Origin of the sequence: Enterobacter sp. SLBN-59, from assembly GCF_024807915.1 — a bacterium.
Classification (GTDB): domain Bacteria; phylum Pseudomonadota; class Gammaproteobacteria; order Enterobacterales; family Enterobacteriaceae; genus Enterobacter; species Enterobacter asburiae_B.
In genome coordinates, this window is record NZ_JANUFI010000001.1 from 3,459,453 (window position 1) to 3,480,764 (window position 21,312).

General features: G+C 50.8%; 39 protein-coding genes. 33 read left to right on the forward strand and 6 right to left on the reverse strand.

Annotated features, from left to right (window positions below; all coding sequences use genetic code 11):
* The first annotated feature begins 99 nt into the window (after positions 1-99).
* Both bfd and bfr read left to right on the forward strand, forming a co-directional pair.
* Positions 100-294 carry a bacterioferritin-associated ferredoxin gene (gene bfd / locus M2422_RS16410; RefSeq protein ID WP_008503493.1) on the forward strand — a complete coding sequence of 65 codons (195 nt, stop codon included), beginning with the start codon at positions 100-102 and terminating at the stop codon, positions 292-294.
* A 72-nt stretch (positions 295-366) separates the two neighbouring features.
* The gene (bfr, locus tag M2422_RS16415; RefSeq protein WP_008503492.1) at positions 367-843 is read left to right on the forward strand and encodes a bacterioferritin; all 477 of its coding nucleotides are present in this window, start codon (positions 367-369) and stop codon (positions 841-843) included.
* Here the strand turns inward: bfr and M2422_RS16420 are convergent.
* Positions 827-1,300 carry an A24 family peptidase gene (locus M2422_RS16420; protein ID WP_064673113.1) on the reverse strand — a complete coding sequence of 158 codons (474 nt, stop codon included), beginning with the start codon at positions 1,298-1,300 and terminating at the stop codon, positions 827-829. The genes bfr and M2422_RS16420 overlap by 17 nt on opposite strands.
* 380 nt (positions 1,301-1,680) lie before the next feature.
* On the opposite strand from M2422_RS16420, the gene rpsJ reads away from it, so the two are divergent.
* The 31 genes from rpsJ (at position 1,681) to M2422_RS16575 (ending at position 16,512) form a co-directional block, all read left to right on the forward strand.
* Entirely contained in the window at positions 1,681-1,992 is a 312-nt protein-coding gene (rpsJ, locus tag M2422_RS16425; RefSeq protein WP_001181005.1) for a 30S ribosomal protein S10, read from the forward strand.
* 32 nt (positions 1,993-2,024) lie between these two features.
* On the forward strand, positions 2,025-2,654 hold the full coding sequence (rplC, locus tag M2422_RS16430) for a 50S ribosomal protein L3 (RefSeq protein WP_006178923.1): 630 nt from the start codon (positions 2,025-2,027) through the stop codon (positions 2,652-2,654).
* 10 nt (positions 2,655-2,664) lie between these two features.
* Positions 2,665-3,270, forward strand: a complete 606-nt coding sequence (gene rplD, locus M2422_RS16435) for a 50S ribosomal protein L4 (RefSeq protein ID WP_000424395.1) — start codon at positions 2,665-2,667, stop codon at positions 3,268-3,270.
* Positions 3,267-3,569 (forward strand): 50S ribosomal protein L23, encoded by a 303-nt coding sequence (gene rplW / locus M2422_RS16440; protein ID WP_000617546.1) that lies wholly within the window; start codon positions 3,267-3,269, stop codon positions 3,567-3,569. The genes rplD and rplW overlap by 4 nt, the downstream gene beginning before the upstream one ends.
* Before the next feature lie 17 nt (positions 3,570-3,586).
* Positions 3,587-4,408 (forward strand): 50S ribosomal protein L2, encoded by an 822-nt coding sequence (gene rplB / locus M2422_RS16445; protein WP_000301859.1) that lies wholly within the window; start codon positions 3,587-3,589, stop codon positions 4,406-4,408.
* 16 nt (positions 4,409-4,424) lie between these two features.
* Positions 4,425-4,703, forward strand: coding sequence for a 30S ribosomal protein S19 (rpsS, locus tag M2422_RS16450; protein WP_001138117.1), 279 nt, complete (start codon positions 4,425-4,427; stop codon positions 4,701-4,703).
* 14 nt (positions 4,704-4,717) lie between these two features.
* Positions 4,718-5,050, forward strand: a complete 333-nt coding sequence (rplV, locus tag M2422_RS16455; protein WP_002919773.1) for a 50S ribosomal protein L22 — start codon at positions 4,718-4,720, stop codon at positions 5,048-5,050.
* 17 nt (positions 5,051-5,067) lie between these two features.
* The gene (gene rpsC / locus M2422_RS16460; RefSeq protein WP_000529945.1) at positions 5,068-5,769 is read left to right on the forward strand and encodes a 30S ribosomal protein S3; all 702 of its coding nucleotides are present in this window, start codon (positions 5,068-5,070) and stop codon (positions 5,767-5,769) included.
* Positions 5,770-5,781: 12 nt separating this feature from the next.
* Positions 5,782-6,192: a 50S ribosomal protein L16 gene (gene rplP / locus M2422_RS16465; protein WP_002919759.1), complete on the forward strand. Its 411-nt coding sequence runs from the start codon at positions 5,782-5,784 to the stop codon at positions 6,190-6,192.
* Positions 6,192-6,383, forward strand: coding sequence for a 50S ribosomal protein L29 (gene rpmC, locus M2422_RS16470; RefSeq protein ID WP_003863282.1), 192 nt, complete (start codon positions 6,192-6,194; stop codon positions 6,381-6,383). The genes rplP and rpmC overlap by 1 nt, the downstream gene beginning before the upstream one ends.
* Positions 6,383-6,637, forward strand: coding sequence for a 30S ribosomal protein S17 (gene rpsQ / locus M2422_RS16475; protein WP_008503489.1), 255 nt, complete (start codon positions 6,383-6,385; stop codon positions 6,635-6,637). Before rpmC ends, rpsQ begins: the two co-directional genes overlap by 1 nt.
* A gap of 166 nt (positions 6,638-6,803) precedes the next feature.
* A complete protein-coding gene (gene rplN, locus M2422_RS16480; protein WP_002919748.1) occupies positions 6,804-7,175 on the forward strand; it encodes a 50S ribosomal protein L14 in 372 nt (123 codons plus the stop codon).
* Positions 7,176-7,185: 10 nt separating this feature from the next.
* Positions 7,186-7,500 carry a 50S ribosomal protein L24 gene (gene rplX / locus M2422_RS16485; RefSeq protein WP_003863287.1) on the forward strand — a complete coding sequence of 105 codons (315 nt, stop codon included), beginning with the start codon at positions 7,186-7,188 and terminating at the stop codon, positions 7,498-7,500.
* A 14-nt stretch (positions 7,501-7,514) separates the two neighbouring features.
* Positions 7,515-8,054 (forward strand): 50S ribosomal protein L5, encoded by a 540-nt coding sequence (gene rplE / locus M2422_RS16490; protein ID WP_001096206.1) that lies wholly within the window; start codon positions 7,515-7,517, stop codon positions 8,052-8,054.
* A 14-nt stretch (positions 8,055-8,068) separates the two neighbouring features.
* Complete coding sequence (rpsN, locus tag M2422_RS16495) at positions 8,069-8,374, forward strand: 30S ribosomal protein S14 (protein ID WP_003863291.1); 306 nt, start codon at positions 8,069-8,071, stop codon at positions 8,372-8,374.
* A gap of 30 nt (positions 8,375-8,404) precedes the next feature.
* Positions 8,405-8,797 (forward strand): 30S ribosomal protein S8, encoded by a 393-nt coding sequence (gene rpsH / locus M2422_RS16500; protein WP_006178918.1) that lies wholly within the window; start codon positions 8,405-8,407, stop codon positions 8,795-8,797.
* A 12-nt stretch (positions 8,798-8,809) separates the two neighbouring features.
* A complete protein-coding gene (gene rplF, locus M2422_RS16505; RefSeq protein WP_003863296.1) occupies positions 8,810-9,343 on the forward strand; it encodes a 50S ribosomal protein L6 in 534 nt (177 codons plus the stop codon).
* A 9-nt stretch (positions 9,344-9,352) separates the two neighbouring features.
* Positions 9,353-9,706 (forward strand): 50S ribosomal protein L18, encoded by a 354-nt coding sequence (rplR, locus tag M2422_RS16510; RefSeq protein ID WP_003863297.1) that lies wholly within the window; start codon positions 9,353-9,355, stop codon positions 9,704-9,706.
* 14 nt (positions 9,707-9,720) lie between these two features.
* A complete protein-coding gene (gene rpsE / locus M2422_RS16515) occupies positions 9,721-10,221 on the forward strand; it encodes a 30S ribosomal protein S5 (protein WP_003863299.1) in 501 nt (166 codons plus the stop codon).
* 6 nt (positions 10,222-10,227) lie between these two features.
* Positions 10,228-10,407: a 50S ribosomal protein L30 gene (gene rpmD / locus M2422_RS16520; protein ID WP_003863301.1), complete on the forward strand. Its 180-nt coding sequence runs from the start codon at positions 10,228-10,230 to the stop codon at positions 10,405-10,407.
* A gap of 3 nt (positions 10,408-10,410) precedes the next feature.
* The gene (rplO, locus tag M2422_RS16525) at positions 10,411-10,845 is read left to right on the forward strand and encodes a 50S ribosomal protein L15 (protein ID WP_003863304.1); all 435 of its coding nucleotides are present in this window, start codon (positions 10,411-10,413) and stop codon (positions 10,843-10,845) included.
* Positions 10,846-10,852: 7 nt separating this feature from the next.
* Positions 10,853-12,184, forward strand: a complete 1,332-nt coding sequence (gene secY / locus M2422_RS16530; protein WP_003863305.1) for a preprotein translocase subunit SecY — start codon at positions 10,853-10,855, stop codon at positions 12,182-12,184.
* 31 nt (positions 12,185-12,215) lie between these two features.
* Positions 12,216-12,332: a 50S ribosomal protein L36 gene (gene rpmJ / locus M2422_RS16535; RefSeq protein ID WP_000868187.1), complete on the forward strand. Its 117-nt coding sequence runs from the start codon at positions 12,216-12,218 to the stop codon at positions 12,330-12,332.
* A gap of 146 nt (positions 12,333-12,478) precedes the next feature.
* Positions 12,479-12,835, forward strand: a complete 357-nt coding sequence (gene rpsM, locus M2422_RS16540; protein ID WP_003863308.1) for a 30S ribosomal protein S13 — start codon at positions 12,479-12,481, stop codon at positions 12,833-12,835.
* 16 nt (positions 12,836-12,851) lie between these two features.
* Positions 12,852-13,241 carry a 30S ribosomal protein S11 gene (gene rpsK, locus M2422_RS16545; protein ID WP_003863312.1) on the forward strand — a complete coding sequence of 130 codons (390 nt, stop codon included), beginning with the start codon at positions 12,852-12,854 and terminating at the stop codon, positions 13,239-13,241.
* A gap of 33 nt (positions 13,242-13,274) precedes the next feature.
* On the forward strand, positions 13,275-13,895 hold the full coding sequence (gene rpsD, locus M2422_RS16550; RefSeq protein ID WP_004868345.1) for a 30S ribosomal protein S4: 621 nt from the start codon (positions 13,275-13,277) through the stop codon (positions 13,893-13,895).
* Between the two features lie 25 nt (positions 13,896-13,920).
* Positions 13,921-14,910, forward strand: coding sequence for a DNA-directed RNA polymerase subunit alpha (locus tag M2422_RS16555; protein WP_002919219.1), 990 nt, complete (start codon positions 13,921-13,923; stop codon positions 14,908-14,910).
* A gap of 40 nt (positions 14,911-14,950) precedes the next feature.
* Entirely contained in the window at positions 14,951-15,334 is a 384-nt protein-coding gene (gene rplQ, locus M2422_RS16560; protein ID WP_001216368.1) for a 50S ribosomal protein L17, read from the forward strand.
* Positions 15,335-15,442: 108 nt separating this feature from the next.
* Complete coding sequence (locus tag M2422_RS16565) at positions 15,443-15,811, forward strand: DUF1992 domain-containing protein (protein ID WP_064673112.1); 369 nt, start codon at positions 15,443-15,445, stop codon at positions 15,809-15,811.
* 2 nt (positions 15,812-15,813) lie between these two features.
* Positions 15,814-16,239 (forward strand): Zn(2+)-responsive transcriptional regulator, encoded by a 426-nt coding sequence (gene zntR, locus M2422_RS16570; RefSeq protein WP_029740638.1) that lies wholly within the window; start codon positions 15,814-15,816, stop codon positions 16,237-16,239.
* 57 nt (positions 16,240-16,296) lie between these two features.
* A complete protein-coding gene (locus M2422_RS16575; protein ID WP_023333665.1) occupies positions 16,297-16,512 on the forward strand; it encodes an alternative ribosome-rescue factor A in 216 nt (71 codons plus the stop codon).
* On the opposite strand, the gene mscL is transcribed toward M2422_RS16575, so the two are convergent.
* From mscL to def, 5 genes are all read right to left on the reverse strand, one after another.
* Entirely contained in the window at positions 16,513-16,923 is a 411-nt protein-coding gene (gene mscL, locus M2422_RS16580; RefSeq protein ID WP_023309449.1) for a large-conductance mechanosensitive channel protein MscL, read from the reverse strand.
* Positions 16,924-17,069: 146 nt separating this feature from the next.
* Positions 17,070-18,446, reverse strand: a complete 1,377-nt coding sequence (trkA, locus tag M2422_RS16585) for a Trk system potassium transporter TrkA (protein WP_008503482.1) — start codon at positions 18,444-18,446, stop codon at positions 17,070-17,072.
* 22 nt (positions 18,447-18,468) lie between these two features.
* Entirely contained in the window at positions 18,469-19,755 is a 1,287-nt protein-coding gene (gene rsmB / locus M2422_RS16590; RefSeq protein ID WP_064673111.1) for a 16S rRNA (cytosine(967)-C(5))-methyltransferase RsmB, read from the reverse strand.
* Positions 19,756-19,806: 51 nt separating this feature from the next.
* The gene (gene fmt, locus M2422_RS16595) at positions 19,807-20,754 is read right to left on the reverse strand and encodes a methionyl-tRNA formyltransferase (RefSeq protein ID WP_047059615.1); all 948 of its coding nucleotides are present in this window, start codon (positions 20,752-20,754) and stop codon (positions 19,807-19,809) included.
* A 25-nt stretch (positions 20,755-20,779) separates the two neighbouring features.
* On the reverse strand, positions 20,780-21,289 hold the full coding sequence (gene def, locus M2422_RS16600) for a peptide deformylase (protein WP_006812188.1): 510 nt from the start codon (positions 21,287-21,289) through the stop codon (positions 20,780-20,782).
* Positions 21,290-21,312: the final 23 nt, after the last annotated feature.

Genomic DNA, 21,312 nt, shown 5'->3' on the forward strand with positions numbered 1-21,312 from the left:
CATTTTTTGCCTGCTCCCGCCCCGTATTGTGGCGTTTGTGCTATTGTAATCATAACCATTCTCACTTACACTTTGCGCATAATTTGAACGGGAGTCTCTATGTACGTTTGTTTATGTAATGGTGTAAGCGACAAGAAAATACGTCAGGCCGTTCGTCAGTTTCAGCCTCAGTCATTTCAGCAACTACGCAAATTTGTTCCGGTGGGAAATCAATGCGGTAAATGTGTACGTGCTGCGCGAGAGATCATGCAGGACGAATTGATGCAGATCCCGGAATACAAAGAGATCGCGTAAGCGCCCATCTTTTTTTTGACATCCCTGTAGCCCGATCTACGCTTCAATGAGTGGAAGCGGAGGGACTATATAATGAAAGGTGATGTTAAAATCATAAGTTATCTCAATAAATTATTGGGAAATGAGCTTGTCGCAATTAACCAGTACTTTCTTCACGCGAGAATGTTCAAAAACTGGGGGCTTAAACGTCTGAACGACGTTGAGTACCATGAATCGATCGATGAAATGAAGCACGCTGATAAATATATCGAGCGTATTTTATTCCTTGAAGGTATTCCAAACCTGCAGGATCTCGGAAAGCTGGGCATCGGAGAAGATGTCGAAGAGATGCTGCGTTCCGACCTCAGGCTGGAACTTGAAGGCGCCAAAGATCTCCGTGAAGCCATTGCTTATGCCGACAGCGTACATGACTACGTTAGTCGCGATATGATGATCCAGATCCTGGCCGATGAAGAAGGCCATATTGACTGGCTGGAAACGGAGCTGGATCTGATTGCTAAAATCGGTCTGCAGAACTACCTTCAGTCGCAGATTAAAGTGGAAGAGTAACCACCGTCTTCCAGCCTACGCATAAACCCGCTGCTGCCAGAAATGGCCCAAAAGGCAGTGGGTTTTTTAATGCTCCCTTATCGCCGGTGAGTAACGAAAACACAAGAATGCTAAGTAGCGCCATAAGCGCAGCGAGTAACGCCAGCGTAGGCAGCATGCACCAGCCATGCCACGCACCAAGCGCCGCCAGGTATTTTACATCGCCGTATCCCATCCCTTCACGCCGGCAGATAAACCGATATCCCCAGTAAATAACGGCAAAGCCGACATATCCAGCCATCGCTCCCACCACTGCACTTGGCAGAAAATCAGGTTGGACGCAGAGCTGAAAGAGCAGGCCCGCCCATAGCAACGGGCAGAGAAATTTATCAGGAAGCAGTCCGTAGCGAATATCTGCACGGACGAGAAAGGCAGTCAGCGAAAAATAGACCAGCAAAAAGGGGAGGGTGGTTAACATGGAAAAGGCCTCAAAAGGGTTTGAGCGCATCCTCGCTATAATCGACCTGGTCGGCAATCTATAAAAACGACACTTGCGTAGGGGCTCGAGACAAAGCATTGAGAAGGGATACATTGCATAAAAAGTTGCGCGCCCTTACGCATACTGCGCCTATGGCGCTTAATTTCTAAACGGCACTTGCGTCTTGTCCAGATTTACGTATAATGCGCGGGCTTGTCGTAATTGACGGCGGGTTCAATCAGAACCAGAGTAGCTCATTTTGTTACTCAACAATGCTCCCAATTGGGGAGCTACGTAAGAACGGTTACACTCTCCCATCAATCGTAATGGGTTTGAGGAGTAATCATTTTCGTTTATAAAATAATTGGAGCTCTGGTCTCATGCAGAACCAAAGAATCCGTATCCGCCTTAAAGCGTTTGATCATCGTCTGATCGATCAATCAACCGCGGAAATCGTCGAGACTGCTAAGCGCACTGGTGCGCAAGTCCGTGGTCCGATCCCGCTGCCGACCCGCAAAGAGCGCTTCACCGTTCTGATCTCTCCGCACGTCAACAAAGACGCGCGTGATCAGTACGAAATCCGCACTCACAAGCGTCTGGTTGACATCGTTGAGCCAACTGAGAAAACCGTTGATGCTCTGATGCGTCTGGATCTGGCTGCCGGTGTAGACGTGCAGATCAGCCTGGGTTAATCAGGTCATCGAGCGATTGAGAGGTTGATACAATGATTGGTTTAGTCGGTAAAAAAGTGGGCATGACCCGCATCTTCACTGAAGATGGCGTTTCAATCCCAGTAACCGTAATCGAAGTTGAAGCAAACCGCGTTACCCAGGTTAAAGATCTGGCTAACGATGGCTACCGCGCTGTTCAGGTGACCACTGGTGCTAAAAAAGCTAACCGTGTAACCAAACCAGAAGCGGGTCACTTCGCTAAAGCTGGCGTAGAAGCTGGCCGTGGTCTGTGGGAATTCCGTCTTGCTGAAGGCGAAGAGTTCACCGTAGGTCAGGACATTAGCGTTGAGCTGTTTGCTGACGTTAAAAAAGTTGACGTAACCGGTACCTCTAAAGGTAAAGGTTTTGCTGGTACCGTTAAGCGCTGGAACTTCCGTACCCAGGACGCTACCCACGGTAACTCCTTGTCTCACCGCGTTCCGGGTTCTATCGGTCAGAACCAGACTCCGGGCAAAGTGTTCAAAGGCAAGAAAATGGCAGGTCAGCTGGGTAACGAACGTGTGACCGTTCAGAGCCTGGACGTAGTACGTGTTGACGCTGAGCGCAACCTGCTGCTGGTTAAAGGTGCAGTTCCGGGTGCAACCGGTAGCGACCTGATCGTTAAACCAGCTGTGAAGGCGTAAGGGGATAGCAATGGAATTAGTATTGAAAGACGCGCAGAGCGCGCTGACTGTTTCCGAAACTACCTTCGGTCGTGATTTCAACGAAGCGCTGGTTCACCAGGTTGTTGTTGCTTATGCAGCTGGTGCTCGTCAGGGTACTCGTGCTCAGAAGACTCGTGCTGAAGTAACTGGTTCTGGCAAAAAGCCATGGCGCCAGAAAGGTACCGGCCGTGCGCGTTCAGGTTCTATCAAGAGCCCGATCTGGCGTTCAGGTGGCGTGACCTTCGCTGCGCGTCCACAGGACCACAGTCAAAAAGTTAACAAAAAGATGTACCGCGGCGCGCTGAAAAGCATCCTGTCCGAACTGGTACGTCAGGATCGTCTGATCGTTGTCGAGAAGTTCTCTGTTGAAGCGCCTAAAACTAAGCTGCTGGCACAGAAACTGAAAGACATGGCTCTGGAAGATGTGCTGATCATCACCGGTGAGCTGGACGAGAACCTGTTCCTGGCCGCACGTAACCTGCACAAGGTTGACGTACGCGATGCGACTGGTATCGACCCGGTTAGCCTGATCGCCTTCGACAAAGTCGTAATGACTGCTGATGCTGTTAAGCAAGTTGAGGAGATGCTGGCATGATTCGTGAAGAACGTCTGCTGAAGGTGCTTCGCGCACCGCACGTTTCTGAAAAAGCGTCTACTGCGATGGAAAAAACAAACACCATCGTTCTCAAAGTTGCTAAAGACGCGACCAAAGCAGAGATCAAAGCTGCTGTGCAGAAACTGTTTGAAGTCGAAGTCGAAGTCGTTAACACCCTGGTAGTTAAAGGGAAAGTTAAACGTCACGGACAGCGTATCGGTCGTCGTAGCGACTGGAAAAAAGCTTACGTCACCCTGAAAGAAGGCCAGAATCTGGACTTCGTTGGCGGCGCTGAGTAAGTCGGAGGAGTAATACAATGGCAGTTGTTAAATGTAAACCGACATCTCCGGGTCGTCGCCACGTAGTTAAAGTGGTTAACCCTGAGCTGCACAAGGGCAAACCTTTTGCTCCGTTGCTGGAAAAAAACAGCAAATCCGGTGGTCGTAACAACAATGGCCGTATCACCACTCGTCACATCGGTGGTGGCCACAAGCAGGCTTATCGTATTGTTGACTTCAAACGCAACAAAGACGGTATCCCAGCAGTTGTTGAACGTCTTGAGTACGATCCGAACCGTTCCGCGAACATCGCGCTGGTTCTGTACAAAGACGGCGAACGCCGTTACATCCTGGCCCCTAAAGGCCTGAAAGCTGGCGACCAGATTCAGTCTGGCGTTGATGCTGCAATCAAAGCAGGCAACACCCTGCCGATGCGCAATATCCCGGTTGGTTCTACCGTTCATAACGTAGAAATGAAACCAGGTAAAGGCGGTCAGCTGGCACGTTCCGCTGGTACTTACGTTCAGATCGTTGCTCGTGATGGTGCTTATGTCACCCTGCGCCTGCGTTCTGGTGAAATGCGTAAAGTCGAAGCAGACTGCCGCGCTACTCTGGGCGAAGTTGGCAATGCTGAGCATATGCTGCGCGTTCTGGGTAAAGCAGGTGCTGCACGCTGGCGTGGTGTTCGTCCTACCGTTCGCGGTACTGCGATGAACCCAGTCGACCACCCACATGGTGGTGGTGAAGGTCGTAACTTTGGTAAGCACCCGGTAACTCCGTGGGGCGTTCAGACCAAAGGTAAGAAGACCCGCAGCAACAAGCGTACTGATAAATTTATCGTACGTCGCCGTAGCAAATAATTTTAGAGGATAAGCCATGCCACGTTCTCTCAAGAAAGGTCCTTTTATTGACCTGCACTTGCTGAAGAAGGTAGAGAAAGCGGTGGAAAGCGGAGACAAGAAGCCCCTGCGCACTTGGTCCCGTCGTTCAACGATCTTTCCTAACATGATCGGTTTGACCATCGCTGTCCATAATGGTCGTCAGCACGTTCCAGTCTTTGTTACCGACGAAATGGTTGGTCACAAACTGGGTGAATTCGCACCGACTCGTACTTATCGCGGCCACGCTGCTGATAAAAAAGCGAAGAAGAAATAAGGTAGGAGGAAGAGATGGAAACTTTAGCTCAACATCGCCATGCTCGTTCTTCTGCTCAGAAGGTTCGCCTTGTTGCTGACCTGATTCGCGGTAAGAAAGTGTCGCAGGCCCTGGACATCCTGACCTATACCAACAAGAAAGCTGCGGTATTGGTCAAGAAAGTACTGGAATCTGCCATTGCTAACGCTGAACACAACGATGGCGCTGACATCGACGATCTGAAAGTCGCGAAAATTTTCGTAGATGAAGGCCCAAGCATGAAGCGCATTATGCCGCGTGCGAAAGGTCGTGCAGATCGCATCCTGAAGCGCACCAGCCACATTACTGTGGTTGTGTCCGATCGCTGAGACTCTGGAGACTAGCAATGGGTCAGAAAGTACATCCTAATGGTATTCGCCTGGGTATTGTAAAACCATGGAACTCTACCTGGTTTGCGAACACCAAAGAATTCGCTGACAACCTGGACAGCGATTTTAAAGTACGTCAGTACCTGACTAAGGAACTGGCTAAAGCGTCTGTATCTCGTATCGTTATCGAGCGTCCAGCGAAGAGCATCCGTGTGACTATTCACACTGCTCGTCCTGGCATCGTTATCGGTAAGAAAGGCGAAGACGTAGAAAAACTGCGCAAGGTCGTAGCGGATATCGCTGGCGTTCCTGCACAGATCAATATCGCTGAAGTTCGTAAGCCTGAACTGGACGCTAAATTGGTTGCTGACAGCATCACTTCACAGCTGGAACGTCGTGTTATGTTCCGTCGTGCTATGAAGCGTGCTGTACAGAACGCAATGCGTCTGGGCGCTAAAGGTATTAAAGTTGAAGTTAGCGGCCGTCTGGGCGGCGCGGAAATCGCACGTACCGAATGGTACCGTGAAGGTCGCGTACCGCTGCACACTCTGCGTGCTGACATCGACTACAACACCTCTGAAGCGCACACCACTTACGGTGTAATCGGCGTTAAGGTATGGATCTTCAAAGGTGAGATCCTGGGTGGTATGGCTGCTGTTGAACAACCGGAAAAACCGGCTGCTCAACCTAAAAAGCAGCAGCGTAAAGGCCGTAAATAAGGAGCGTCGCTGATGTTACAACCAAAGCGTACAAAATTCCGTAAAGTGCACAAAGGCCGCAACCGTGGTCTGGCGCAGGGTACGGATGTTAGCTTCGGCACTTTCGGTCTGAAAGCTGTTGGCCGTGGTCGTCTGACTGCACGTCAGATCGAAGCAGCACGTCGTGCAATGACCCGTGCAGTTAAGCGTCAAGGTAAGATCTGGATCCGTGTATTCCCGGACAAACCGATCACCGAGAAGCCACTGGAAGTTCGTATGGGTAAAGGTAAAGGTAACGTGGAGTACTGGGTTGCCTTGATCCAACCGGGCAAAGTCCTTTATGAAATGGACGGTGTTCCGGAAGAGCTGGCCCGTGAAGCCTTCGGCCTGGCAGCAGCGAAACTGCCTATCAAAACCACCTTTGTAACTAAGACGGTGATGTAATGAAAGCAAAAGAGCTGCGTGAAAAAAGCGTTGAAGAGCTGAACGCTGAGCTGCTGAACCTGCTGCGTGAGCAGTTCAACCTGCGTATGCAGGCTGCAAGTGGCCAGCTGCAACAGACTCACCTGCTGAAGCAAGTGCGTCGCAATGTTGCACGCGTTAAGACTTTACTGACTCAGAAGGCGGGTGCGTAATGACCGATAAAATCCGTACTCTGCAAGGTCGTGTTGTTAGCGACAAAATGGAGAAATCCATTGTTGTAGCTATCGAACGTATTGTGAAACACCCGATCTACGGTAAATTCATCAAGCGTACGACCAAACTGCACGTACATGACGAGAACAACGAATGTGGTATCGGCGACAAGGTTGAAATCCGTGAATGCCGTCCACTGTCCAAGACTAAGTCCTGGACGCTGGTTCGCGTTGTAGAGAAAGCGGTTCTGTAATACAGTACGCCTTCTCAATACGAATAAACGGCTCAGCGATGAGCCGTTTATTTTTTCTACCCATATTGCAGAAGCGGTGTTATAATGCCGCGCCCTCGATATGGGGCTTTTTAACGGCTCTGATTTTAGAGTCTCAGGTAGTAGTTGACATTAGCGGAGCACTAAAATGATCCAAGAACAGACTATGCTGAACGTCGCCGACAACTCCGGTGCACGTCGCGTAATGTGTATCAAGGTTCTGGGTGGCTCGCACCGTCGCTACGCAGGCGTAGGCGACATCATCAAGATCACCATCAAGGAAGCAATTCCACGTGGTAAGGTCAAAAAAGGTGATGTGCTGAAGGCGGTAGTGGTGCGCACCAAGAAGGGTGTTCGTCGCCCTGACGGTTCTGTCATTCGCTTCGATGGTAATGCATGCGTTATTTTAAACAATAACAGCGAGCAGCCTATCGGCACGCGTATCTTTGGGCCGGTAACTCGTGAACTTCGTACTGAGAAGTTCATGAAAATTATCTCTCTGGCACCAGAAGTACTCTAAGGAGCGAATCATGGCAGCGAAAATCCGTCGTGATGACGAAGTTATCGTGTTAACCGGTAAAGATAAAGGTAAACGCGGTAAAGTAAAAAATGTTCTGTCTTCCGGCAAACTTGTCGTTGAAGGTATCAACCTGGTTAAGAAACATCAGAAGCCGGTTCCGGCCCTGAACCAACCAGGTGGCATCGTTGAAAAAGAAGCTGCTATTCAGGTTTCTAACGTTGCAATCTTCAATGCGGCTACCGGCAAGGCTGACCGTGTAGGCTTTAGATTCGAAGACGGCAAAAAAGTCCGTTTCTTCAAGTCTAACAGCGAAACTATCAAGTAATTTGGAGTAGTACGATGGCGAAACTGCATGATTACTACAAAGACGAAGTAGTTAACAAACTCATGACTGAGTTTAACTACAATTCTGTCATGCAAGTCCCTCGGGTCGAGAAGATCACCCTGAACATGGGTGTTGGTGAAGCGATCGCTGACAAGAAACTGCTGGATAACGCAGCAGCTGACCTGACAGCAATCTCCGGTCAAAAACCGCTGATCACCAAAGCACGCAAATCTGTTGCAGGCTTCAAAATCCGTCAGGGCTATCCGATCGGCTGTAAAGTAACTCTGCGTGGCGAACGCATGTGGGAGTTCTTTGAGCGCCTGATCACTATTGCTGTTCCACGTATCCGTGACTTCCGTGGCTTGTCCGCTAAGTCTTTCGACGGTCGTGGTAACTACAGCATGGGTGTCCGTGAGCAGATCATCTTCCCAGAAATCGACTACGATAAAGTCGACCGCGTGCGTGGTTTGGATATTACCATTACCACTACTGCGAAATCTGACGAAGAAGGCCGTGCTCTGCTGGCTGCCTTTGACTTCCCGTTCCGCAAGTAAGGTAGGGTTACTGAATGGCTAAGCAATCAATGAAAGCACGCGAAGTAAAGCGCGTAGCTTTAGCTGATAAATTCTTCGCTAAACGCGCTGAACTGAAAGCGATCATTTCTGATGTGAACGCTTCCGACGAAGATCGTTGGAATGCGGTTCTCAAGCTGCAGTCTCTGCCGCGTGATTCCAGCCCGTCTCGTCAGCGTAACCGCTGTCGTCAAACAGGTCGTCCACATGGTTATGTGGGCAAGTTTGGGTTGAGCCGTATCAAACTGCGTGAAGCCGCCATGCGCGGTGAAGTGCCAGGCTTGAAAAAGGCTAGCTGGTAATTACCAATTGAATCACGGGAGTAAAGACAGATGAGCATGCAAGATCCGATCGCGGATATGCTGACCCGTATCCGTAACGGTCAGGCCGCGAACAAAGTTGCGGTCACCATGCCTTCCGCCAAGCTGAAAGTGGCAATTGCCAACGTGCTGAAGGAAGAAGGTTTTATCGAAGATTTTAAAGTTGAAGGCGACACCAAGCCGGAACTGGAACTTACTCTTAAGTATTTCCAGGGTAAAGCTGTTGTAGAAAGCATTCAGCGTGTCAGCCGCCCAGGCCTGCGCATCTATAAGAAAAAAGATGAGCTGCCAAAAGTTATGGCTGGTCTTGGTATCGCAGTTGTTTCTACCTCTAAAGGTGTTATGACTGATCGTGCAGCGCGCCAGGCTGGTCTTGGTGGCGAAATTATCTGCTACGTAGCCTAATCGGAGGAAAGAATGTCTCGTGTTGCTAAAGCACCGGTCGTTATTCCTGCCGGCGTTGATGTAAAAATCGACGGTCAGGTTATTACGATCAAAGGTAAAAACGGCGAGCTGACTCGTACCCTCAACAAAGCTGTTGAAGTTAAACATGCAGATAACGCTCTGACCTTCGGTCCACGTGATGGTTTCGTGGATGGATGGGCTCAGGCTGGTACCGCGCGTGCCCTGCTGAACTCAATGGTTGTTGGTGTTACCGAAGGCTTCACTAAAAAGCTTCAGCTGGTTGGTGTAGGTTATCGTGCAGCTATCAAAGGGAATGCAGTAGGCCTGTCTCTGGGCTTCTCACACCCTGTTGAGCATCCGCTGCCGGCCGGTATCACTGCAGAATGTCCGACTCAAACTGAAATCGTGCTGAAAGGCGCTGATAAACAGCTGATCGGTCAGGTTGCAGCAGATCTGCGCGCCTACCGTCGTCCTGAGCCTTATAAAGGCAAGGGTGTTCGTTACGCCGACGAAGTCGTGCGTACCAAAGAGGCTAAGAAGAAGTAAGGTAACACTATGGATAAGAAATCTGCTCGTATCCGTCGTGCGACCCGCGCACGCCGCAAGCTCAAAGAGCTGGGTGCAACTCGCCTGGTGGTACATCGTACCCCGCGTCATATCTACGCACAGGTAATTGCACCGAACGGTTCTGAAGTTCTGGTAGCTGCTTCTACTGTAGAAAAAGCTATCTCAGAACAATTGAAGTACACCGGTAACAAAGACGCCGCTGCAGCTGTAGGTAAAGCTGTTGCTGAACGCGCTCTGGAAAAAGGCATCAGCAATGTTTCCTTTGACCGTTCCGGGTTCCAATATCATGGTCGTGTCCAGGCACTGGCAGATGCTGCCCGTGAAGCTGGCCTTCAGTTCTAAGGTAGAGGTGTAAGATGGCTCACATCGAAAAACAGGCTGGCGAACTGCAGGAAAAGCTGATCGCGGTAAACCGCGTATCTAAAACCGTTAAAGGTGGTCGTATTTTCTCCTTCACAGCTCTGACTGTAGTAGGCGATGGTAACGGTCGCGTTGGTTTTGGTTACGGTAAAGCGCGTGAAGTTCCAGCAGCGATCCAGAAAGCGATGGAAAAAGCCCGTCGCAATATGATTAACGTCGCGCTGAACAACGGTACCCTGCAACACCCAGTTAAAGGTGTTCACACGGGTTCTCGTGTATTCATGCAGCCAGCTTCAGAAGGTACCGGTATCATCGCCGGTGGTGCAATGCGCGCCGTTCTGGAAGTTGCTGGGGTTCATAACGTTCTGGCCAAAGCATATGGTTCCACCAACCCGATCAACGTGGTTCGTGCAACTATTGATGGCCTGGAAAATATGAATTCTCCAGAAATGGTCGCTGCCAAGCGTGGTAAATCCGTTGAAGAAATTCTGGGGTAATTGACCATGGCAAAGACTATTAAAATCACTCAAACCCGCAGTGCAATCGGTCGTCTGCCGAAACACAAGGCAACGCTGCTTGGCCTGGGTCTGCGTCGTATTGGTCATACCGTTGAGCGCGAGGATACTCCTGCTGTTCGTGGTATGGTCAACGCGGTTTACTTCATGGTTAAAGTTGAGGAGTAAGAGATGCGTTTAAATACTCTGTCTCCGGCCGAAGGCTCTAAAAAGGCGGGTAAACGCCTGGGTCGTGGTATCGGTTCTGGCCTCGGCAAAACCGGTGGTCGTGGTCACAAAGGTCAGAACTCTCGTTCTGGCGGTGGCGTACGTCGCGGTTTCGAGGGTGGCCAGATGCCACTGTACCGTCGTCTGCCGAAGTTCGGCTTCACCTCTCGCAAAGCAGCGATCACAGCGGAAATCCGTCTGTCTGACCTGGCGAAAGTTGAAGGCGGCGTTGTAGACCTGAACACGCTGAAAGCAGCAAACATTATCGGTATCCAGATCGAGTTCGCGAAAGTGATCCTGGCTGGTGAAGTTTCTACTCCGGTAACTGTTCGTGGCCTGCGTGTTACTAAAGGTGCTCGTGCTGCTATCGAAGCTGCTGGCGGTAAAATTGAGGAATAAGTAGCAGATGGCTAAGCAACCGGGATTAGATTTTCAAAGTGCCAAAGGTGGATTTGGCGAGCTGAAACGCAGACTGCTGTTTGTTATCGGCGCGCTGATTGTGTTCCGTATTGGCTCTTTTATTCCGATCCCTGGTATCGATGCCGCTGTACTTGCCAAACTGCTTGAGCAACAGCGAGGCACCATCATTGAAATGTTCAACATGTTCTCTGGTGGTGCTCTCAGCCGTGCTTCTATCTTTGCATTGGGTATTATGCCGTACATTTCGGCATCTATTATTATCCAGCTGCTGACGGTCGTTCATCCGGCCCTGGCAGAGTTGAAGAAAGAAGGGGAGTCTGGACGTCGTAAGATTAGTCAGTACACCCGTTACGGTACTCTGGTGCTGGCAATATTCCAGTCGATCGGTATTGCTACCGGTCTGCCGAATATGCCTGGTATGCAGGGCCTGGTGTTAAACCCGGGCTTTGCATTCTACTTCACCGCTGTTGTAAGTCTGGTCACAGGGACTATGTTCCTGATGTGGCTCGGCGAACAGATTACTGAGCGTGGTATCGGTAACGGTATCTCTATCATTATCTTCGCCGGTATTGTCGCGGGCCTCCCGCCAGCCATCGCCCATACTATCGAGCAAGCGCGTCAAGGCGACCTGCACTTCCTCCTGTTGCTGTTGGTTGCAGTATTAGTATTTGCAGTGACGTTCTTTGTTGTCTTCGTTGAACGTGGTCAACGCCGCATTGTGGTGAACTACGCTAAACGTCAGCAAGGTCGTCGTGTCTATGCTGCACAGAGCACACATTTACCGCTGAAAGTGAACATGGCGGGGGTTATCCCGGCTATCTTCGCTTCCAGTATTATTCTGTTCCCGGCGACCATCGCGTCATGGTTCGGGGGCGGTACTGGTTGGAACTGGCTGACAACAATTTCGCTGTATTTGCAGCCTGGGCAACCACTTTATGTGTTACTCTATGCGTCTGCGATCATCTTCTTCTGTTTCTTCTACACGGCGTTGGTCTTCAACCCGCGTGAAACAGCAGATAACCTGAAGAAGTCCGGTGCATTTGTACCAGGAATTCGTCCGGGAGAGCAAACGGCGAAGTATATCGATAAAGTAATGACTCGCCTGACTTTGGTTGGTGCGCTTTATATTACTTTTATCTGCCTGATCCCGGAGTTCATGCGTGATGCAATGAAAGTACCGTTCTACTTCGGTGGGACCTCACTGCTTATCGTTGTTGTCGTGATTATGGACTTTATGGCTCAAGTGCAAACTCTGATGATGTCCAGTCAGTACGAGTCTGCATTGAAGAAGGCGAACCTGAAAGGCTACGGCCGCTAAATGGTCGCCTGAGAAGTTACGGAGAGTAAAAATGAAAGTTCGTGCTTCCGTCAAGAAATTATGCCGTAACTGCAAAATCGTTAAGCGTGATGGTGTCATCCGTGTGATTTGCAGTGCCGAGCCGAAGCATAAACAGCGCCAAGGCTGATTATTTCGCATATTTTTCTTGCAAAGTTGGGTTGAGCTGGCTAGATTAGCCAGCCAATCTTTTGTATGTCTGTACGTTTCCATTTGAGTATCCTGAAAACGGGCTTTTCAGCATGGTGCGTACATATTAAATAGTAGGAGTGCATAGTGGCCCGTATAGCAGGCATTAACATTCCTGATCAGAAACATGCTGTGATCGCATTAACTTCGATCTACGGCGTCGGCAAGACCCGTTCTAAAGCCATTCTGGCTGCAGCGGGTATCGCTGAAGATGTTAAGATCAGTGAGCTGTCTGAAGAACAAATCGACACGCTGCGTGACGAAGTTGCCAAATTTGTCGTTGAAGGTGATCTGCGCCGTGAAATCAGCATGAGCATCAAGCGCCTGATGGATCTTGGTTGCTATCGCGGTTTGCGTCATCGTCGTGGTCTGCCAGTGCGCGGTCAGCGTACTAAGACCAACGCACGTACCCGTAAGGGTCCGCGCAAACCGATCAAGAAATAATCGGGGTGATTGAATAATGGCAAAGGCACCAGTTCGTGCACGTAAACGTGTAAGAAAACAAGTCTCTGACGGCGTGGCTCATATCCATGCTTCTTTCAACAACACCATCGTTACTATTACTGATCGTCAGGGTAACGCATTGGGTTGGGCAACAGCCGGTGGTTCCGGTTTCCGTGGTTCTCGCAAATCCACTCCGTTCGCAGCTCAGGTTGCAGCAGAGCGTTGCGCAGAAGCCGTAAAAGAATACGGCATCAAGAATCTGGAAGTTATGGTTAAAGGTCCGGGTCCGGGTCGTGAATCTACTGTTCGCGCTCTGAACGCCGCTGGTTTCCGCATCACGAATATTACTGATGTGACTCCGATCCCTCATAACGGTTGTCGTCCGCCGAAAAAACGTCGCGTATAACGCTCCGTTTTTTAGGTTAGTTGGAGATAGAAAATGGCAAGATATTTGGGTCCTAAGCTCAAGCTGAGCCGTCGTGAGGGCACCGACTTATTCCTTAAGTCTGGCGTTCGCGCGATCGATACCAAGTGTAAAATTGAACAAGCTCCTGGCCAGCACGGTGCGCGTAAACCGCGTCTGTCTGACTATGGTGTGCAGTTGCGTGAAAAGCAAAAAGTTCGCCGTATGTACGGTGTGCTGGAGCGTCAGTTCCGTAACTACTATAAAGAAGCAGCACGTCTGAAAGGCAACACAGGTGAAAACCTGCTGGCTCTGCTGGAAGGTCGTCTGGACAACGTTGTATACCGTATGGGCTTCGGCGCTACTCGTGCTGAATCACGTCAGCTGGTTAGCCACAAAGCAATCATGGTAAACGGTCGTGTTGTTAACATCGCTTCTTATCAGGTTAAAGCGAATGACGTTGTTAGCATTCGTGAGAAAGCGAAAAAGCAATCTCGCGTGAAGGCCGCTCTGGAGCTGGCTGAGCAGCGTGAAAAGCCAACCTGGCTGGAAGTTGATGCTGGCAAGATGGAAGGTACGTTCAAGCGTCAGCCAGAACGTTCTGATCTGTCTGCGGACATTAACGAACACCTGATCGTCGAGCTTTACTCCAAGTAAAGCTTAGTACCAAAGAGAGGACACAATGCAGGGTTCTGTGACAGAGTTTCTAAAACCGCGCCTGGTAGATATCGAGCAAGTGAGTTCGACGCACGCCAAGGTGACCCTTGAGCCTTTAGAGCGTGGCTTTGGCCATACTCTGGGTAACGCACTGCGCCGTATTCTGCTCTCATCGATGCCGGGTTGCGCGGTGACCGAGGTTGAGATTGATGGTGTACTTCATGAGTACAGCACCAAAGAAGGCGTTCAGGAAGATATCCTTGAAATCCTGCTCAACCTGAAAGGGCTGGCGGTGAGAGTTCAGGGTAAAGATGAAGTTATTCTTACTCTGAATAAATCTGGCATTGGCCCTGTGACTGCAGCCGACATCACCCACGACGGTGATGTTGAAATCGTCAAGCCGCAGCACGTGATCTGCCACCTGACCGATGAGAACGCAGCTATTAGCATGCGTATCAAAGTTCAGCGCGGTCGTGGTTATGTGCCGGCTTCTGCCCGAATTCATTCGGAAGAAGATGAGCGCCCAATCGGCCGTCTGCTGGTCGACGCATGCTATAGCCCTGTAGAGCGTATTGCCTACAATGTTGAAGCAGCGCGTGTAGAACAGCGTACCGACCTGGACAAGCTGGTCATCGAAATGGAAACCAACGGCACAATCGATCCTGAAGAGGCGATTCGTCGTGCGGCGACCATCCTGGCAGAACAACTGGAAGCTTTCGTTGACTTACGTGATGTACGTCAGCCGGAAGTGAAAGAAGAGAAACCAGAATTCGATCCGATCCTGCTGCGCCCTGTTGACGATCTCGAATTGACTGTCCGCTCTGCTAACTGCCTCAAGGCAGAAGCTATCCACTATATCGGTGATCTGGTACAGCGTACCGAGGTTGAGTTGCTGAAAACGCCGAACCTGGGTAAAAAATCTCTTACCGAGATTAAAGACGTGCTGGCTTCACGTGGTCTGTCTCTGGGCATGCGCCTGGAAAACTGGCCACCAGCAAGCATTGCTGACGAGTAACCGGATCACAGGTTAAGGTTTTACTGAGAAGGATAAGGTCATGCGCCATCGTAAGAGTGGTCGTCAACTGAACCGCAACAGCAGCCATCGCCAGGCTATGTTCCGCAACATGGCAGGTTCACTGGTTCGTCATGAGATCATCAAGACGACCCTGCCTAAAGCGAAAGAGCTGCGTCGCGTAGTTGAGCCGCTGATTACTCTTGCCAAGACTGACAGCGTTGCTAATCGTCGTCTGGCATTCGCCCGTACTCGTGATAACGAGATCGTGGCAAAACTGTTTAACGAACTGGGCCCGCGTTTCGCGAGCCGTGCCGGTGGTTACACTCGCATTCTGAAGTGTGGTTTCCGTGCAGGCGACAACGCGCCGATGGCTTACATCGAGCTGGTTGATCGTTCAGAGAAAGCAGAAGCTGCTGCAGAGTAATCTGCAGTAACGTAAAAAAAACCCGCTCCGGCGGGTTTTTTTATATCCGCGATATCCCCACTTCTCTACAATGTCTGTATCAATTCTGTTCATCTCCTGGAGCTGGTAATGTGGTTGCTCGACCAGTGGGCAGAACGCCATATTCGCGATGCCCAAAAAAAAGGTGAATTCGACGATCTCCCGGGGAGCGGCGAACGCCTTGCGCTTGACGATGACTCGCACATCGCGCCTGAACTACGGGCTGGTTACCGTTTACTGAAAAATGCGGGCTGTCTCCCCCCGGAGCTCGAACAGCGCAGAGAGGCTGTTGAACTGGCCGATCTTCTCAAAGGGATCCGCTATGACGATCCACGACATTCTGAACTTAGCCGCCGCCTCGCCCTGCTTGAACTCAAGCTGCGCCAGGCTGGTATGAACACTGATTTTCTGCGCGGTGAATACGGTGAAAGATTGATGCAGAAAATAAACGAGGAGTAGTTATGTACCGTATCGGTGAACTTGCGAAGCTTGCGAACGTCACGCCGGATACCATCCGATATTACGAAAAGCAGCAGATGATCGATCATGAAGTTCGGACTGAAGGGGGCTTTCGCCTTTATACCGATAACGATCTGCAGCGCCTGCGGTTTATTCGTTATGCGCGTCAGCTCGGTTTTACACTGGATTCGATCCGCGAATTATTATCGATCCGCATCGATCCGGAACATCACACCTGCCAGGAATCTAAAAGCATCGTGCAGGCCCGGCTGGATGAAGTTGAAGCGCGTATACAGGAACTGCAAACCATGCAGCGCTCTCTGCAAAGGCTGAATGATGCCTGCTGCGGTACGGCACACAGCAGCATTTATTGTTCAATCCTCGAAGCTCTTGAACAGGGAGCGAGTGGAGAAACGCAGGGCTGTTGATTTTTAGTTCAACCGGGTCTAGACTCGCTTCGTCATAAACCCTGCTCTGGAGACATTATGAGCCGCTATCAGCACACGAAAGGACAAATTAAGGACAATGCCATTGAGGCGTTACTTCACGACCCGTTATTCAGGCAGCGCGTTGAGAAGAATAAAAAAGGGAAAGGAAGTTATCTGCGTAAAGACAAACATGAAAAACGGGGTAACTGGGAGGCCAGTGGCAAGCAAGCGAATCGCTTATTTACCACTGGCCTTCCTGCTTTTATCTGTTGATTAGACGCGGTTATTTTGCTCTTTTAACAGATCGCGGATCTCACTCAACAGCACTTCTTCTTTCGTTGGCGCAGGTGCTGCAGCCGGCTCTTCTTTTTTACGGTTGAGCCTGTTGATCAGCTTGATGGCCATAAATATGGCAAACGCGACAATCACAAAATCAAATACGTTCTGAATAAATACGCCGTAGTGCATCACTACTGCCGGAACATCACCCTGCGCTTCACGCAGCGTGAAAGCGAACTGTTTGAAATCAATGCCGCCGATTAACAACCCTAAAGGTGGCATGATAATGTCGGCCACTAATGATGAAACAATCTTGCCGAATGCCGCACCAATAATGACACCCACTGCCAAATCTACCACGTTCCCGCGCATCGCAAATTCGCGAAATTCTTTAATAAAACTCATTGTTCTCTCCTTGTGCCAGCTGACGAGTTTAAGTTTAACAAATGATTAGCCAATTGCCATTCGGGATAATTAAACATTATGAAAAATAAAAGGCACAGAAATGAGAAGGATAAAGTAAGGGTGCTCTTACTCGAGCACCCAATTCTTTAAAGGAAGAATGGACTTGGCTGGAATAAACGTTCGACGTCGGTAATAAACTTTTTATCGGTAAGGAACATAATAACGTGATCGCCTTGCTCAATTCGTAAATTATCATTGGCAATCATGACATCATTCCCGCGCACAACGGCGCCGATAATCGTGCCTGGCGGCAGTTTAATTTCGTCGATCGAACGGCCGACGACGCGCGACGTCGTTTCATCTCCATGAGCCACGGCTTCAATAGCTTCCGCTACGCCACGGCGAAGCGATGACACACCGACAATATCCGCTTTACGAACATGGCTCAGGAGAGCGGAAATTGTCGCCTGCTGAGGGGAAATGGCAATATCAATAACGCTGCCCTGAACCAGATCGACATACGCCTTACGCTGGATAAGCACCATGACTTTTTTAGCCCCCATGCGCTTCGCGAGCATGGCGGACATTATATTCGCCTCGTCGTCGTTGGTGACGGCAATAAAGAGATCAACCTGATCAATATGCTCTTCAGCCAGCAACTCCTGATCCGACGCATCACCATAAAATACGATCGTATTTTGCAGTTTTTCCGCTAGTTCAGCAGCACGCTGTTGATCGCGCTCGATCAACTTCACGCTGTAATCTTTTTCCAGCCGATGTGCCAGGCCGGCACCGATATTGCCGCCGCCGACCAGCATAATGCGCTTATAGGGTTTTTCGAGACGCTGAAGTTCACTCATCACCGCACGAATATGCTGTGAGGCCGCAATAAAGAAGACCTCATCACCGGCTTCGACAATCGTGGAGCCTTGCGGGCGAATTGGCCTGTCGTGACGGAAAATGGCTGCGACGCGCGTATCGATATGCGGCATGTGCTCGCGCATGGTGGAAAGCGCATTGCCGATCAATGGTCCGCCGTAATAGGCCTTAACTACTGCCAGGCTCACTTTGCCCTCGGCAAAGTTCACTACCTGCAGGGCGCCCGGATATTCGATCAGGCGATAGATATTGTCGATAACCAGCTGTTCTGGCGCGATGAGGTGGTCAATGGGGACCGCTTCGGAATTAAACAGTTTTTCAGCATCGCGAACATAGTCCGGAGAGCGAATGCGCGCAATTCGGTTTGGCGTGTTGAAAAGCGAGTAGGCCACCTGACAGGCCACCATATTGGTTTCGTCCGAACTGGTTACCGCAACCAGCATGTCGGCATCGTCGGCGCCCGCCTCACGAAGAACGCGTGGGTGCGAACCATGACCCTGCACCACGCGCAGGTCAAACTTGTCCTGTAAGACACGCAGACGATCGCCGTTGGTATCAACAATTGTGATGTCATTGTTTTCGCCAACCAGGTTTTCCGCCAGCGTTCCGCCCACCTGTCCTGCACCCAGAATGATAATCTTCATATCTCGTGACCTGTTCTCAACATCACTCTTTGATTAGCTTAGCGTAAAAGAAGCCATCGCCCTCTTCAGCACCCGGCAGGTTCTGCAGACCCGGGCATTCAGGCGTTCCCGTATCGCTCAGCGCGGCGTCCGGCGTACGTTTAAGGAAGGCCGCGATTTGCTGGCTGTTTTCTTCCGGCAGTACGGAGCAGGTCGCATAGACCAGCGTTCCGCCAGATTTAAGATGCGGCCAAATGGCGTCGAGAATGTCGGATTGCAGTTGGGCAAGTTCCTTAATATCACGATCGCGGCGTAGCCACTTGATGTCCGGATGACGACGAATAACACCGGTTGCAGAGCAGGGGGCGTCCAGCAAAATGCGATCGAACTGGGTTTCACCACACCACTCTGCGGGTTTGCGCCCATCGCCCTGCTTAACCTGAGCCTTCATGCCGAGACGCTTGAGGTTGTCGTAGACGCGTGAGAGACGCTGTTCATCGACGTCCACGGCCATCACGCTGGCCTGCGGAGCCACTTCCAGAATATGCGTCGTTTTGCCCCCAGGTGCGGCGCAAAGATCGAGGATCTGCTCACCATTTTTGGGTTCAAGCCAGGTCATGCAACCCTGCGCCGAGGCATCCTGTACGGTTACCCAACCTTCATCAAAACCGGGTAATGCATGTACCGGTGCAGGTGAGGCTAAGCGTACGGCATCCGGATAGGCTTCATGCGGGAATCCACTCATTCCAGCTTCTTCGAGCAAGCTCAGCCATGCGTCACGGTTGTGGTGATTACGATTCACGCGTAACCACATTGGCGGGCGCTGGTTGTTGGCATCGGCAATCTCCTGCCACTGCTGTGGATAAGCTTTTTTCAGGCGCTTCAACAGCCAGTCCGGGTGCAGGAAACGTGTTTCGCTTTGGGTAAATTCAGCCAGAAGCTCTTCCTGCTGTCTCTGGAACTGACGCAGTACGCCGTTGATCAGCCCTTTCAGCTGAGGGCGTTTAATCGCAACAGCGCCTTCAACCGTCTCAGCCAGCGCGGCATGAGGTGGGATGCGGGTATGAAGAAGCTGATAAAAGCCCACCATAATCAAATAGTGTACGGTGCGCTGCTTGCCTGTCATTGGGCGTGACATCAGCTTGTTAATCAGCCACTCAAGCTGAGAAAGCGTGCGCAGAACGCCAAAGCAGAGCTCCTGAAGCAGGGCTTTGTCTTTATCAGATACTTTTTGTTGCAGGGGAGGCAGGACGTTACTTAGTGACTGGCCCTGCTCGATAACCTGCTCAACGGCCTGAGCCGCCATACTGCGTAGATTTTGTTTTTTCATAACCGTAAAAATAAAAATGCCCGGAACACCGGGCCTTAAGGATAGATTTGCTCAGGCAAGACGATTGCCCGGAATAAACCATTCGCGACGGGAATTTAACAGATCCTGAGCGCTCATGGCCTTCTTGCCGGCCGGTTGTAGCGATTCAAGATTCAGGATCCCTTGCCCAGTCGCCACCTGAATTCCGTTCTTGTTGGCGTCAATAATCGTACCGGGTTCAGCCGTGGTAGTACCGCTAATGACGGAGGCTTTCCAGACTTTCACCGGCTGCTCATCAATCTCCATCCAGCTCATCGGCCACGGATTAAAAGCGCGAATGCAGCGTTCAAGCTGCGCGGCTGACAGGGACCAGTCGATACGCGCTTCTTCTTTGCTCAGTTTTTCGGCATAAGTCACCAGCGCGTCATCCTGAACTTCCGGTTTCGCCGTATTGTCAGCAAGCTGCTGGAGCGTCTCGATAAGCCCTTGTGGGCCAAGGTCTGCCAGTTTGTCATACAGCGTAGCGCTGGTATCGTCTGACGTTATGGGGCACGCCAGTTTATACAGCATATCGCCGGTGTCTAAACCTACGTCCATCTTCATGATGGTAACGCCCGTTTCGGCATCACCAGCCCACAGCGAGCGCTGGATAGGTGCAGCACCACGCCAGCGCGGGAGCAAAGACCCATGCACGTTGATGCAACCCAGGCGGGGCATATCAAGCACAGCTTTTGGCAGAATTAAACCATAAGCCACCACTACCATTACGTCGGCATTCAGGTCGGCAACCAGCTGCTGATTTTCCGGTGGGCGCAACGATGCGGGCTGAAATACGGGTAGCCCATGTTCTTCTGCCAGCACCTTTACCGGGCTCGGCATCAGTTTTTTGCCGCGACCTGCCGGACGGTCCGGCTGGGTAAAGACGCCAACAACCTGGTGACCAGACGATAACAGCGCGTCAAGATGACGCGCTGCAAAATCAGGGGTTCCCGCGAAGATAATACGTAGTGTTTTAGACACGATGATCCTTGTATCCGGGGGGACGTTATGCGCGAGAACGCAAACGATCCAGTTTCTCTACTTTTTGACGAATACGCTGCTGTTTCAGCGGCGAGAGATAATCGATAAACAGTTTACCGACCAGGTGGTCCATCTCATGCTGAATACAAATCGCCAGCAGGTCGTCTGCTTCCAGTTCGAACGGGTTACCGTCACGATCCAGAGCGCGAATTTTCACCTTTTCGGCACGCGGTACTAAAGCGCGCTGTTCAGGAATGGACAGACAGCCTTCCTCAATACCGGTTTCGCCACTCTTTTCGAGCAGCTCAGGGTTGATCAGCACCAGACGCTCATCGCGATTTTCGGAAACATCAATCACGATAATACGCTTATGAATATCCACCTGCGTCGCCGCCAGGCCAATACCTTCTTCGGCGTACATGGTATCGAACATATCATCAACGATACGCTGGATTTCTGCATTCACTTCTTTGACCGGTTCAGCGACGATGCGAAGGCGCTCGTCCGGAATATGTAACACTTGCAAAACTGCCATAAATTTCCAGAGTCGTGTTCAGG